Origin of the sequence: Achromobacter sp. MFA1 R4, from assembly GCF_900156745.1 — a bacterium.
Lineage (GTDB): Bacteria > Pseudomonadota > Gammaproteobacteria > Burkholderiales > Burkholderiaceae_B > Achromobacter.
On the sequence record NZ_LT707065.1, the window covers coordinates 82,107 to 94,960 of the forward strand.

At 65.8% G+C, this 12,854-nt stretch carries 12 protein-coding genes; 9 read left to right on the plus strand and 3 right to left on the minus strand.

Features of this window, described 5'->3' with window-relative positions:
- Position 1 precedes the first annotated feature (1 nt).
- The 5 genes from BXA00_RS00465 to BXA00_RS00485 are packed head-to-tail and all read left to right on the plus strand — an operon-like array spanning position 2 to position 4,464.
- Positions 2-1,033 carry an ABC transporter ATP-binding protein gene (locus tag BXA00_RS00465; protein ID WP_076515279.1) on the plus strand — a complete coding sequence of 344 codons (1,032 nt, stop codon included), beginning with the start codon at positions 2-4 and terminating at the stop codon, positions 1,031-1,033.
- The gene (pxpB, locus tag BXA00_RS00470) at positions 1,030-1,797 is read left to right on the plus strand and encodes a 5-oxoprolinase subunit PxpB (protein WP_076515281.1); all 768 of its coding nucleotides are present in this window, start codon (positions 1,030-1,032) and stop codon (positions 1,795-1,797) included. Before BXA00_RS00465 ends, pxpB begins: the two co-directional genes overlap by 4 nt.
- Positions 1,794-2,795: a biotin-dependent carboxyltransferase family protein gene (locus BXA00_RS00475; protein WP_076515282.1), complete on the plus strand. Its 1,002-nt coding sequence runs from the start codon at positions 1,794-1,796 to the stop codon at positions 2,793-2,795. The genes pxpB and BXA00_RS00475 overlap by 4 nt, the downstream gene beginning before the upstream one ends.
- 5 nt (positions 2,796-2,800) lie before the next feature.
- Entirely contained in the window at positions 2,801-3,499 is a 699-nt protein-coding gene (locus BXA00_RS00480) for a GntR family transcriptional regulator (RefSeq protein ID WP_231952175.1), read from the plus strand.
- A 17-nt stretch (positions 3,500-3,516) separates the two neighbouring features.
- Positions 3,517-4,464 carry a 2-hydroxyacid dehydrogenase gene (locus BXA00_RS00485; protein WP_076515285.1) on the plus strand — a complete coding sequence of 316 codons (948 nt, stop codon included), beginning with the start codon at positions 3,517-3,519 and terminating at the stop codon, positions 4,462-4,464.
- Positions 4,465-4,489: 25 nt separating this feature from the next.
- On the opposite strand, the gene BXA00_RS00490 is transcribed toward BXA00_RS00485, so the two are convergent.
- Together BXA00_RS00490 and BXA00_RS00495 are read right to left on the minus strand one after the other, a co-directional pair.
- On the minus strand, positions 4,490-4,780 hold the full coding sequence (locus BXA00_RS00490) for a hypothetical protein (RefSeq protein ID WP_076515287.1): 291 nt from the start codon (positions 4,778-4,780) through the stop codon (positions 4,490-4,492).
- A gap of 116 nt (positions 4,781-4,896) precedes the next feature.
- Positions 4,897-5,448, minus strand: a complete 552-nt coding sequence (locus BXA00_RS00495; RefSeq protein ID WP_076515288.1) for an OmpA family protein — start codon at positions 5,446-5,448, stop codon at positions 4,897-4,899.
- 533 nt (positions 5,449-5,981) lie between these two features.
- Between BXA00_RS00495 and BXA00_RS00500 the strand changes: the two genes are divergently transcribed.
- On the plus strand, positions 5,982-7,430 hold the full coding sequence (locus tag BXA00_RS00500; protein ID WP_076515290.1) for a DUF1254 domain-containing protein: 1,449 nt from the start codon (positions 5,982-5,984) through the stop codon (positions 7,428-7,430).
- 174 nt (positions 7,431-7,604) lie between these two features.
- On the opposite strand, the gene BXA00_RS00505 is transcribed toward BXA00_RS00500, so the two are convergent.
- A complete protein-coding gene (locus tag BXA00_RS00505; RefSeq protein ID WP_076515292.1) occupies positions 7,605-9,278 on the minus strand; it encodes a cyclic peptide export ABC transporter in 1,674 nt (557 codons plus the stop codon).
- Between the two features lie 220 nt (positions 9,279-9,498).
- On the opposite strand from BXA00_RS00505, the gene fhuF reads away from it, so the two are divergent.
- The 3 genes from fhuF to BXA00_RS00520 all read left to right on the plus strand — a co-directional run bounded on the left by fhuF (position 9,499) and on the right by BXA00_RS00520 (position 12,848).
- Positions 9,499-10,257, plus strand: a complete 759-nt coding sequence (gene fhuF / locus BXA00_RS00510) for a siderophore-iron reductase FhuF (protein ID WP_076515294.1) — start codon at positions 9,499-9,501, stop codon at positions 10,255-10,257.
- Between the two features lie 147 nt (positions 10,258-10,404).
- Positions 10,405-11,535, plus strand: coding sequence for a GNAT family N-acetyltransferase (locus BXA00_RS00515; protein WP_083714120.1), 1,131 nt, complete (start codon positions 10,405-10,407; stop codon positions 11,533-11,535).
- Positions 11,536-11,543: 8 nt separating this feature from the next.
- Positions 11,544-12,848 (plus strand): lysine N(6)-hydroxylase/L-ornithine N(5)-oxygenase family protein, encoded by a 1,305-nt coding sequence (locus tag BXA00_RS00520; RefSeq protein ID WP_076521717.1) that lies wholly within the window; start codon positions 11,544-11,546, stop codon positions 12,846-12,848.
- Positions 12,849-12,854: the final 6 nt, after the last annotated feature.

Sequence of the window (12,854 nt, forward strand, 5' to 3'; positions counted from 1 at the left end):
CATGCATATCGCCAACGATATCCTCCCGCAACGCCCGCCGGAACGCCAGGGCAAGGAACTGACGCTTGCCGGCATCCACAAGCGATACGGCGATTCGATTGCGCTGCCCGACGTCGACCTGACCGTGGCGCGCGGCGAGTTCTGCACGCTGCTGGGCGCGTCCGGCTCCGGCAAGACCACGCTGCTCAAGATCATCGCCGGCTTCGAATCGCCGGACGCCGGCGTGGTCAAGATCGGCGGGCGCGACGTCACGCATACCCCGATCGCGGACCGCAATATCGGCATGGTGTTCCAGAACTACGCCCTGTTCCCGCACATGAGCGTGTTCGAGAACGTCGCGTTCGCGCTGCGCATGCGGCGCCAGAACGAAGAGGACATCCGCCGCCGAGTACAGGATGCGCTGGACCTGGTGAGCCTGGCGCCGCTGCAGGACCGCAAGCCCGGCGCGCTGTCCGGCGGCCAGCAGCAGCGCGTCGCGCTGGCGCGCGCCCTGGTGTTCACGCCCGACATCCTGCTGATGGACGAGCCGCTGGGCGCGCTGGACAAGAACCTGCGGCAGTCCATTCAGCTGCAGCTGCGCCGGCTGCACCAGGAACTGGGGCTGACCGTGGTCTTCGTCACGCATGACCAGGAAGAAGCCATGAACCTGTCGGACCGCATCGTCATCCTGGAACAGGGCCGCATCGTCGAGGCCGGCTCGCCGGAAAGCCTGTACCGCAAGCCGGCCAGCGCCTTCGTCGCCGGCTTCCTGGGCGAATGCAATTTCCTGCCCGCCAACGACGGCGTGCTGGGCGTGCGCCCCGAACACCTGCGCCTGGGCAGCCGCCTGGCCGGCGCCGATCTGCGCCACGCGGGCAAGGTCGTGGCGTCGACGTTCTGCGGCGTGCACTGGAAAGTCTTTATCGAAGCCTTCGACAAGGTGATCCTGGCCTACGCGCCGCTGGATGTGGACTCGGCCCAGCGCACGCCCGGACAGTCGGTGACATGGGGCTTTCATCCGGCCGACGCCATGGAATTCGCCAACGCAGCATGACGACCGACGCGCCTATTTCTTGCGGCCATGCCGCGCCGCGCATCGTGGCGGCGGGCGATCGCACGCTGCTGGTCGAATTCGCCGACCGCATCGACGCCGAGACCAACGCGCGCGTGCTGGCGCTGTCGCAAGCGTTGCGAGGCAGCCTGCGCAAGGTTCGCGGACTCCAGAGCGTGGTGCCGGCGTACCGCTCGCTCGCGGTGGGCTTCGACCCATTGCTGATCGGGCACGACGCCGTTGGCGAGCTGATCGGCCGCAGCCTGCAAGCCAGCGCCTGCGCGCCAGCTCCCGCGCCGCGCCGCTGGGAAGTCCCGGTCTGCTACGGCGGCGCCCACGGCATGGACCTGCAGGCGCTGGCGGATCAGCATGGGCTGGATCCCGCGCGGGTCATCGCCCGGCACACCGCGCCGGTCTACCGGGTCTACATGGTGGGATTCCTGCCGGGCTTCGCGTATCTGGGCGGCCTGGATCCTGCGCTGCACACGCCCCGCCGCGCCATGCCGCGCGCGCACACGCCCGCCGGCAGCATCAACATCGGCGGCCAGCAGACGGCCATCGCCTCGGTGCCGGGACCTAGCGGCTGGCACCTCATCGGCCGCACGCCGTGGCGCAGCTTCGATCTGCGCCACGCGGATCCCTTTCTGTTCGAGGCCGGCGACGAGATCGTGTTCACCCCCATCGATGAAGACGAGTTCGAACGCCTTGCCGCCTTGCAGGACGACCCCGCCCGTCGACCGCAACCGCTACCGGGAGCCGGCCCATGAGCGCGCGCCTGCGCGTCGAGAAGGCCGGCATGCTGACCACGGTGCAGGACCTGGGCCGCCCGGGCTATGAACACATGGGCGTGCCGCCGTCGGGCGCCATGGACCCCGGCGCGCTGCGCATGGCCAATGGACTCGTCGGCAACGCGCCCGGCTTGGCCGCGCTGGAATTCACCCTGCTGGGCGGCGCGTTGCAGGTGCTGGAGGCGGACTGCACCATCGCCTACGCCGGCAGCGCCTTGCTGCACGCCAGCGCCACGGCCGCCTCGCCCGCCCGGTCACTGAGTCCGTGGCAATCCCACCGCGTACCGGCGGGCGCCACCTTGACGATCGGACCGCTGCAACGCGGTGTACGCGGGTATCTGGCCGTCGGCGGCGGCATCGCCGTCGCGCCCGTGCTGGGCAGCGCGTCCACCCTGACGCGTGCCCGGCTCGGCGGCCTGGAGGGCCGTGCGCTGGCGCGCGGCGACGTGCTTGCGACCGGCGACGGCCGGCGCCGTTCGCCGCGGCGCTGGCTGGCCAGCCGCGACATCGGCTGGTTCTATCGGGACGCGCCCATCGGCGTCATCCTCGGTCCGCAGCAGGATCACTTCGCGCCCGCCGAGATCGGCCGCTTTCTTGGCGCCACCTATCGCCTGGCGCCGCAGTCGGACCGCATGGGCCTGCGCCTGGACGGGCCGGCCATCGCGCACGCCCGGGGCGCCGACATCATCACCGACCCCATCGCCGCGGGCAGCATCCAAATCCCGGGCGCGGGACAGCCCCTCATTGCCATGAACGACCGCCAGACCACCGGCGGCTACCCCAAGATCGCCACCGTCATCTCGGCCGACCTGCCTCGGCTTGCCCAGATGCGCCCGGGCCAGCCGCTGCGGTTCGAAGCCCTGGACCCGGCCCAGGCCGTGCAGCGCTGGCGCGACTACACGGAATGGGTCCGCGCCCGCGAAGACGAACTGCGCGCCGACCCGAACTTTCCCATCTTCCCCCTATTGTTTCCATGATTCCTATGTCTATCATTCATGCCATGGAAAGCCCCCTGCTCAACGCCACGGCCGCCGCCCCCGCCGCCGACGACTCGCGCGACCTGGTCGACGAGGCCTACTCGACCATGCTGGACATGATCCAGCTGGGCCAATTGCCCATCAACCAGCCGCTGCAGGAACGCAACCTGGCCAGCGCGCTAGGCGTGTCGCGCACCCCGCTGCGCGAGGCGATGAGCCGGCTGATCGGCGCCGGCTTCGCCGTGCGCACCGCGCGGGGGCAGCTCATCGTCCCTGAACCCTCGCTGCGCCAGTACCTGGAGATCTTCCAGATGCGCGTGCTGCTGGAAGGCGACGCCGCCGCGGCCGCCGCCACCCGCATGGCGCCGGAGCAGGCCGCGGCCCTCCTGGAGCAAGTCAGCGAGATCCGGCGCCGCAATGAGGCCACCCACGAGGAGAACCATCGGGTCGACAACCTGCTGCACGACAGCATCGCCCAGGCCAGCGGCAACCGGCTGATGGCGCAGACCATCCACGACCTGCGCATCAAGGCCCGCTGCTTCGACCAGAACGGCGCGCCCGAACGGCTGATTCCCGGCTGCGACGAGCACATGGCCGTCCTGCAGGCGATCCTGGACCGCAACCCCGAGGCCGCGCGCGCGGCGATGCAGGCGCACCTGAGCAAAGTGCGCGTTGGCCTGGTCGCCCGGCACACCCAGATTTAACCGCTTCCTTTATCCGCATGTCATTCCCCACCCCCAAGCCTCTGCTCATCATCATGAACCCGGTCACGCAGGCCGACCGGGACCAGATCGCCCGCCACTTCGAAGTCATCTTCGCCCCGACGCCGGAACAGTATGCGCAAGCCGTCGCCGAGCACGCACCGCGCGTCGACGTGGTCATGACCATCGGCGCCATCGGCCTGACTGCAGGCCAGATCGACGCGCTGCCCAACCTGAAGCTGATTTACTCGATGGGTGCCGGCTACGAAAAGATCGACCTGGACCACGCCAGGCGGCGCGGTGTCAAGGTCGCCAACGGCGCGGGCACCAACGACAGCTGTGTCGCCGACCACGCCATGGGCCTGATGATCGCCGTCATCCGCGGCATTCCCCGCCTGGACCAGCTCACGCGGCAAGGCGTCTGGCGCACCCAGCTGCCCCTGCCGCCCAACGTCTCGGGAAAGAAGCTGGGCATCATCGGCCTGGGCGGCATCGGCGAAAAAGTGGCGCTGCGCGCGCAGGCCTTCGAGATGCAGATCGGCTACCACAACCGCCGTCCGCGCCCGGGATCGCCGCACCGCTACTTTCCGTCCGTGAGCGAACTGGCCGGGTGGTCCGACGTGCTGCTCGTCGCGATCCCCGGCGGGGATTCAACCCACCATCTGATCGATGGGGCCGTCCTGGACCAGCTTGGCGCCAGCGGCTACCTGATCAACATCGCGCGCGGCAGTGTCGTGGACACGGTTGCCTTGGAACGCGCCCTGCGCCACGGGTCCATCGCCGGCGCGGCGCTGGACGTTTATGAAGGCGAACCCGTGTTGCCAGCAGCGCTGGCCGACTTGACCAACCTGGTGCTGACCCCCCACGTTGCCGGCTGGTCGCCCGAAGCCATGCAACTGATGGTGGATAAGTTCCTGGAAAATACGCGCCGCCTGTATGCGGGCGAGCCGCTGATGACGCCGCTGTGAGGCCGTATTTTGCGCGCGAGGAATTTCAAGCGGTCAGGAAGCGCGTGACTTCGTCCCAATCGTTCGTCGACAGGGCGACGTCCTCATAGTCGCCCTCTTCCTCGTCATAGCGGGAAACACAGAAGCGCTGGCTTCTGCCGGATTCGCGGTCGGCATAGTTGGCGTAGTCGATATACACCTTCAAACCGCGTTCCTTGTTCTCGAACGAAGGCGCTGCATCGATGTAACTCGACGAGTCGAAGTACCCTTCGGGAAGGGTAGGCAGGGTTGTAACGTCGTAGTCGGGAAATTCGCGACGCAGTCGGTCAAGGTTCATAAGGAAAGCATGTGGTGGCTGAAAGCCTGACATTTTACGTTGGTCAGTATCGGCCGCCACAATGCCCCCCGAAACGCAGTTGGGATCCGGCTACTACAAAGTAGCTTCTCCCCGCATCACGGCCGGCCAGCCGCGGCAATGACGATTTCCACGCGGCGATTCTTGGCGCGTCCTTCGGGTGACGCATTGCTGGCCACGGGCCGCGCTTCGCCAAAACCCTGTGCCGAGATCGAGTTGGACGGAACTCCCTTGGAAATCAAATAGCGAGCCACTTCGTCGGCGCGCGCCGATGACAGCTCCAGGTTGGAGGGGAACCGCGACCGCAGTTCCGGACCGATGGGTTCGTTGTCGGTGAACCCTTGGACGACCACCTGTTGACCTGGCAGGTTGGCCAGCGTGGGCGCGATCTTGGTGAGCGTCTGCTCGCCCTTTGCACTGAGTCGCCACCCGCCTTCCGGGAACAGGATCTCGTTCACCATCGTGACTTTCAGCTCATTCTGCATTCGCGAAATCTGCACCTGATCGGCACTCAACTCCGTCGAGAGCTTCTGGTTCAGGGCCTCGTACTCAGCCGCCAGTTGCGCCTCTTTGTCGTAGGTGTTCTTTGTTACGCATCCGGACACCACCAGCATCGCGCACAGCATCAAAGCCAAATTGGGTAGCTTCATGTCGATTCTCCGTCAGGTTGAAATCCGGCAGAAGGGCCAGCCCCCTCTGCCGGTGCTATTCCCAGGATTGCGGACATCAGTTGCCGGTCGGCAATGAAAGCTTGAAGCCGTCGTTGGCCAGGCTTTCCCGGATGTACTGTTCATCGTCGCTCTGATCATGTCAATGGAAATTTCCGACGCCAAAAGGACATTTCGAACGACTGGTTCATCGTGACCGGAGCCTCTGCACTGTGCGGTCATTCGAGGTATGCGAACGATGGCCAGCGATGCCGGACAAGGCGTGCGGAATTCGGCGTACTGCAAATTGAGTATGGCAGCCCACAGGATCTGGGCCTTAGCTTGGTTGCCACGGTTGCAAACCGCGGGGAAGACGCCGCGGGCAAATGGCGAAGCATCTGGGCGAGCCGGCATCGGGCACATGTTGCGATGGCTACCCCAGTCGCCCCTCGTTCAATTGCGCAACGTGATGATCGTCCAACCTTCAATCCATGGCGAGCCTCACAGGTAGCTCGCCCTATCTCATGAGGCGTTCAATGACCACAAGGCGGGATTTTCTAGGCTCAAGCGCACTTGCCGCGCTGACTGGTGCGACGATTTTTTCCCCTTCTGGTCAGGCGCAAAGCAGGGCGGACGATCCGCGCTTCTTTGAAGCGAAGGACATTGCCGAGGCGGGGTTCATTTATGGCCTGCCTATCGTGATGAACTATGCGGTCATGTATGAATACGCGGTGGATCGCAATTCGGGGCAGTTCAAGGCGCCATTCAATCAGATCAAGAACGAGCCCAACGTCTTTACCTACAAAGACACGGCGATCGTCACGCCAAACAGCGACACGCCCTATTCCTTTGTCTGGATGGATCTGCGAGCGGAACCGGTGGTGCTGTCGGTGCCGGCGGTTGACGCGAACCGCTACTACTCGGTCATGCTGTGCGACGGCAACACCTACAACTATGGCTATATTGGCACCCGCGCTACCGGGAACGAGGCCGGTGACTACCTCGTCGTCGGTCCCGAGTGGACAGGCAGCACGCCGGCAGGCATCAAGCAGGTATTCCGTTCCAGCACCCAGTTCTCTCTGGCGGGCTACCGCACCCAACTTTTCGGGCCGTCCGATCTGGACAACATCAGGAAGGTGCAGGCTGGATACAAGGTGCAGATGCTATCGACCTACCTGAACCAACCGCCGCCCCGCGCCACACCGGTCAACTTCCCCAAGATCGACAAGGCGCTTGCCAAGACCGAGTTCTTCGAATTTCTGGATTTTGCGCTGCAGTTCGCGCCCCCTCAATCGAACGAGACGGAAATCCGCGCGCAACTTGCGCGAATCGGCATCGGACCCGGGAAGACATTCCATTTCAGGGATTTGCCGCCGGAAATAAAGCTGGAGATCGCGCTTGGCATGAAAGAAGGCCAGCGCAAGGTTGACGAAGCCGTTGCCCATACAGGAAAGGCCATCAATGGCTGGCGGGTAAGCGGTCTGCCGGGCGATAGCGCCCACTACGCGGGCGATTGGCTGAAGCGCGCCGTCGCGGCTCAAGCGGGCATTTATGGCAATGATCCGGAAGAGGCGACTTATCCGTTTACGCGCGTGGATATAGACGGGCAGGAAATCGACTGCAGCAAACACGATTACACGCTGACATTTCCCGCTGGAGATCTGCCCCCGGTCAATTCGTTCTGGTCCCTGACGATGTATGACGGCAAGTCTCAACTGCTGATTCAGAACCCAATCAATCGCTACCTGATCAATTCACCCATGGTTCCCGCCATGAAGACCAATGCGGACGGGTCGCTCACCCTCTATATCCAGCACAAGAGCCCTGCCGCCGACAACCAGGCCAATTGGCTGCCGGCGCCGAACGGACCCGCCTATCTGGTGATGCGGCTCTATTGGCCGAAAACGACGCCGCCCTCGATCCTGCCAGCTGGAGAAGGCACGTGGCAGCCGCCTGGGCTAAAGCGTGCGGTTGCATCTACCTGAGGCATCGTCAGCGCAGGGGCTGCAGGTGCAGCCATCGCCGTGCGTCGATTCGAATCATGGCAGCAGTCATCCAAGCCCCCCTCGATGTTATCGGCCCACGCGGGCCTGCAACGCGATGGGATCGCGGCCCCCTTGATTCGAACGCGGCCAATGCAGCGCGGACGCCGGCGTCCTTCAGACGAGCGTCTCGTGCTGGCTCGCCGGCCTGCGAGATGGAGGCTGCGGCGTAACGGGAGGGTTCGGCGGCGCGCCCGACACCAGGCGGCCGCTTTCCATGTACACGACGCGATCGGCCAAGGGGAAATAGCGGTCGTCGTGCGAGATCACCAGCACCGTCTTGCCACGGTTGCGCAACTCCGGCAGCAACTCGCGGTAGAACACGTCCTTGAACAGCGGATCCTGATCCGCCGCCCATTCGTCGAACACCATAAAGGGCCGGTCTTCCAGGTAGGCCGCGACCAGCGCCAGGCGCTTGCGCTGCCCTTGCGACAATGCGCTGGTGCTGAATGCGCCGTCGCGCACCTGCACCTTGTGTTGCAGATGCAACCGCTCAAGCCATCGGTTGCCGACCGCGTCGACGTCGTCACGCCCGCTTTCCAGCAGCCGATCAAAAAGGTGGAAGTCCGCGAAGATCGCCGAGAACACCTGCCGGTACCGGTCGCGGTTGTGGTCTCCGACCGGCTCGCCATCCAGCGTCACCTCGCCGGATTCCGGCCGGTACAGCCCGACCAGCAGCTTGGCCAGCGTGGTCTTGCCGCTGCCGTTGCCGCCCACCAGAAACACGATCTCGCCCGGTTCGAACGACAGATTGATCGGCCCCAACTGGAAGATGTAGTCGCTTTGCTCGTGGTAGTAGCTGTGCGTGACGTCGCGCAGCGAAATGCGGGGCGAGGCGACGGCGGGCAGAAGTTCGCCGGCGGCGGGCTCCGACGCCACCATGCCCCCCACGATGTCGTGGATGCGGCGGGCGGACACCTTCGCCAGGTTGGCGCGCGGAATGTTCAGCAGCAGGGCCTCAAGCGGCGCCACCATGTACAGAAACAGCAGCGCAAAGCCCGTCATCACACGTTCCTGGCCAGGCTGGTTGCCGGCCAGTCCGAACAGCACCAGTCCGATGAACGCATAGACCAGGAAATTGCTCCAGCTGGCGGACACGACAAAGATGGACATGCCGCGCGTCCGGGCGCCCCGCACCGCCTCGATCGAACGATGCAGCATGTCCGCCAGGAAGGCCGAACGCTTGCCGCGGTTCAGCCGCAGTTCCTTGGCCCCTGCGCTGACCGCCCGAAAGTAGCCAAACAGCCGGTCCTGTTCACGCGCCGCGACGTCCAGGTGCTTGATGGCGCGCAAATGCGCCAGGTGATAGCCCAGCGACCCCAGGCCGACCACCAGCACCGCCACCAGGAACACCTTCCACGACAGGAACGCCATGTACACCAGGCAGCCCGTCACGACGACGGCGTTGTTCAGGATGGCGGGCAGGCTGACGAAATACTGGGCGATGTTGGCGCTGTGCTCGGTCAGCGCGGACTGGATGCGGTCGGCGCCCACCCGTTCCAGATGCGCGAAGTCAGCCTGCATCGCGCGGTCCGTGATGTAGCGCCGCAAGTCCGCGTGCGTTTGCTGGCTGAGCCGTTCGAACAGCAGCGCGGACCCCATCCGCGCCAGCATTGCCAGCACGGCCGTCAGCGCAAAGATCCAGGCCAGGCGTGGACGCTCGGCGGCATCGGCCGTCAGGGCGATGTTGATCTGCATGACCAGCAGAACACTTAAGAGGCCCGCGCACACGCAGGTAAACGAAGCAAGCGCCAGGAGTTTCCTGGAGTGCCTGATCAGATGGGTAATCAACCGAATTCCTTGACGTATATGCCTGCGCTCAACTACTGAAGACGAAGCAGCCGGGCCGATGTTTAGGCGCCGCGATACCCCGCCGAGCGCAGGGCTAAATTTTTCCCCCGCCGGTTCGTCTGTATGGGATGGACTGCGCCCACGCCCTGCACGCCGCATCACCGCCCACGCGCCCGGACGGCAATGCCCATGCCCGGCCGCACGCCCGGAGGACACGCCCATGATCCCGGTGCTGGCGCCGCTGTTTCCCGGCGAGTGGGCGGCGCATGGCGACGGCGTGGCGCTGGCGGGCGACAACGCTTGCGGGCAGCCCACGGTGGCGCAGTTGCTTGACGACGCCGAGGCGCTGCCGCGCATCCTGGCGCGCCAGGCGCGGCATTTCGGTACGGCGGCGCTGGCCCCGGTCGCCTCGGTGTGGACCCTGACCTATTTCTGGCGCCTGCTGCCGCCGGTTGCGGCGGCGGCCACCGTGCTGCAGCGTGTCCTGCCCACGGCGGCGCGCGAGGTCACGCCGCAATTCGATGGCGACGGCGCGGTGTTGCGCCTGCTCATTCCGCATGACGGCCAGACGCAGCCCGGCGCCGACACGCACGCACGCTATGCGCCGCTGCTGCATGAACACCTGGAGCCGCTGGCGACGCGGCTGGCGCAATGCGCGCGCCTCGCCCCAAAAATCACCTGGGGAAACGTGGCGCGCTATCTGGACCTGACGTTGACCCAGTTGGCGCTGGCGATGCCGGGCAACGCGCGGCTGGCGCAAGACCGTGCATTCCTGCTTGACTCGCAGCTCTGGCGCGGCCAGCCAAACCCGATGCACCGCGCGCCGCGCGAAGTGCTGCGCGACACGCCGCAAGGCCCACGCGCGCACGCACTGCTGCGCCGCTGCTGCCTGTACTACATGCTGCCCGGGCACGGCTATTGCGACCTCTGCCCCCTGTCCGCGCCCAATCGGCCGGCGCGGGAAACGCGCGGCGCCTGATACGCCCTTGACCGCAATGCCGGGCCCGGTCAACGAATACTTTCGCCGCCCGGACTAAACAGCACCGATTCTCATTCGTCTAGAAATAGGAGCAAGGTCCGCATGGCAAGCGCCTGCGGCCATTCATTCCGACGAAGGTCCGTGCCGATGACTCCACACCATGAACGCGCCGCGGCGACAGCCGATGCGGCCCGCGCGTATCTTTGCCACCAGGGTGGCACCATCCGGCACGCGACGCTGGCGGGGTCGACCTTGTCCCTGCAATCGCCGCCTTCTGGCGCAATCGCCCGGTGGAACCTCAGCGCGGACACGCAGCCGCCGCTGCTCGAATGGCTGGGTCCCTGCGCCGGCGATCCGGACGCGAACGAACTGATGGCCGCCATTGAAGCGGCGTTCTCCCACCAGGCCCTGGCCAGTCACCTGGCCGTGCGCGCGCCGTTGCCGCAAGCCCGCGTCCTGCAGGAGGCCGGCTTGCTGGCTCCCGACGCGCGCGGCACGCAGACGGTGCAGGCCAGCATGTTCTGGCAGCTTGCCGAGTCGTGGCTGCCGCGTGGCACCCCGCCCCCCTATCCGCTGGACTATGTGATGACGGGCGAACGCCGTCACCCCCGCCGTCCCCCCAAACCGACGGGCGTGGTTTACCGGCGGACCATCCCGTGGCTGTCGGCCACCTTGTCGTTTCGGGTAGCGACCGAGGAACTGGACGCCGTGCGGCTGAACCGCTGGATGAACGACCCGGTAGTCGCCGAGTTCTGGCAAGAGGAAGGCGACCTGGACAAGCACCGCGCCTATCTACGCAAGCAGTCCGACGACCCGCATACGCTTGCGCTCATCGCGTGCCTGGACAACGTGCCGTTCGGCTATTTCGAAACCTATTGGGCGCGCGAAGACCGCATTGCCCCGTTCTGCAACGCGGCGGACTTCGACCGTGGCTGGCACGTGCTGATCGGCGAAGCCGCCTTCCGCGGCCCCGCCTTCGTGCCCGCGTGGCTACCTTCGATTTCGCACTACTTGCTGCTGGATGACCCGCGCACCCAACGCCTGGTGATCGAGCCGCGCGCCGACAACGCCAGGATGATCCGCAACCTGGCCCGGAGCGGCTATGCGCTGGAAAAGGAGTTCGACTTTCCGCACAAGCGCGCCATGCTCGGCACCCTGTCGCGTGAACGCTTCTTCGGCGAACGGTTCTGGCTGCCGCGCGCGCCGGACGGCAGCAAGCTGGCGCGCCCCGAGACGCGTGACGCGCGCCCCATCCCCGCCCACTCCCTGACGCAGTGAAGGTGTCCATGCAAGTACACGATCTGATCGGCATCGGCTTCGGCCCGTCAAACATCGCCCTGGCCATCGCCCTGGAAGAACGCGGCGGCGGCGACTCGGGCCTGCTGCCGCTGTTCCTTGAGAAACAGTCGTGCTTCGCCTGGCATCCACACATGATGCTGGACGGCACGCACATGCAGATCTCGTTTCTGAAGGATCTGGTCACCCTGCGCAACCCGGCCAGTCCATTCACGTTCCTGAACTACCTGCACAGCCAGGGCCGCCTGCAGCAGTTCATCAACCTGAAGACGTTCTTTCCCAGCCGGCACGAATTCAACGACTATCTGGCCTGGGCGGCCGGTCACTTCTCGGACCGCTGCGCCTATGGCGAAGACGTATTCGAAGTCGCGCCCGAGGTCGTCGGCGACACGGTGCCGCTGCTGCGCGTGCGCTCGCGCGATGCCCAAGGCAAGGTTTGCGAGCGGCTGGCGCGCAACCTGGTCGTGAGCGTGGGCGGCAAGGCCAACATTCCCGAACCGTTCCTGGCCTGGCGCGACGAGCCGCGCATTTTCCACACCAGTTCGTACCTGTCAGCCATCGGCAAGATCGCGCGTCCCCGCCGGATCGCAGTGCTGGGCGCGGGCCAGAGCGCCGCCGAGATCTTCATGAACCTGCACGAGCATCCCGACCGGCCCCAGGTCGATCTGCTGATGCGCGGGCGGGCGCTGCGCCCGTCCGACGACAGCCCTTACATGAACGAGATATTCAACGCCGAGCATACCGACTACATCTACCACCGGCCTCCCGCCGAACGCGCGGGGCTGCTGTCGGAGGCCTGGCATACGAACTATTCTGCGCCTGACGTCGAACTGATCGAGCGCATCTACAACGTGTTCTACCAACAGCAGGTGACCCGCCAGGCGCGGCACCTGCTGCGCCGCCGCTGCCAGGTCGACGCCGTCGATGCCGACGCGCAAGGCGTTGCGCTGACGTTGTCCGACCGCGATTCGCATCGCAGCGAAACCGTCAGGTATGACGCCGTGATCCTGGCGACCGGTTACGTCCGCGATCACCACAAGCAGCTGCTGGCGCCGCTGGCGTCTTACCTGGAGGACCACGCCATCGATCGCCACTACCGCCTGCGCGCCGACACCCGGCTGAAACCCGCCATCTATGTGCAAGGCGGCAGCGAAACCACGCACGGCATCAGCGACAGCCTGCTGTCCATCCTGGCCATCCGTTCGCAGGAAATCGGCAATTCCCTGCGCGCGTGCAGCGCCGCCAACGCGGGGGAGCGGCCGCAACGGCACTGGCCCGCCGCGCTGGCGAGCTGATCCCGC

What these genes read in the sequence shown, in the direction of transcription:
- BXA00_RS00520 (WP_076521717.1), top strand. Translation starts at nt 11,544, where the DNA reads ATGCAAGTACACGATCTGATCGGCATCGGCTTCGGCCCGTCAAACATC.
- BXA00_RS00485 (WP_076515285.1), top strand. Translation starts at nt 3,517, where the DNA reads ATGTCATTCCCCACCCCCAAGCCTCTGCTCATCATCATGAACCCGGTC.
- BXA00_RS00495 (WP_076515288.1), bottom strand. Translation starts at nt 5,448, where the DNA reads ATGAAGCTACCCAATTTGGCTTTGATGCTGTGCGCGATGCTGGTGGTG.
- BXA00_RS00480 (WP_231952175.1), top strand. Translation starts at nt 2,801, where the DNA reads ATGTCTATCATTCATGCCATGGAAAGCCCCCTGCTCAACGCCACGGCC.
- BXA00_RS00515 (WP_083714120.1), top strand. Translation starts at nt 10,405, where the DNA reads ATGACTCCACACCATGAACGCGCCGCGGCGACAGCCGATGCGGCCCGC.
- BXA00_RS00465 (WP_076515279.1), top strand. Translation starts at nt 2, where the DNA reads ATGCATATCGCCAACGATATCCTCCCGCAACGCCCGCCGGAACGCCAG.
- pxpB (WP_076515281.1), top strand. Translation starts at nt 1,030, where the DNA reads ATGACGACCGACGCGCCTATTTCTTGCGGCCATGCCGCGCCGCGCATC.
- BXA00_RS00490 (WP_076515287.1), bottom strand. Translation starts at nt 4,780, where the DNA reads ATGAACCTTGACCGACTGCGTCGCGAATTTCCCGACTACGACGTTACA.
- BXA00_RS00500 (WP_076515290.1), top strand. Translation starts at nt 5,982, where the DNA reads ATGACCACAAGGCGGGATTTTCTAGGCTCAAGCGCACTTGCCGCGCTG.
- fhuF (WP_076515294.1), top strand. Translation starts at nt 9,499, where the DNA reads ATGATCCCGGTGCTGGCGCCGCTGTTTCCCGGCGAGTGGGCGGCGCAT.
- BXA00_RS00475 (WP_076515282.1), top strand. Translation starts at nt 1,794, where the DNA reads ATGAGCGCGCGCCTGCGCGTCGAGAAGGCCGGCATGCTGACCACGGTG.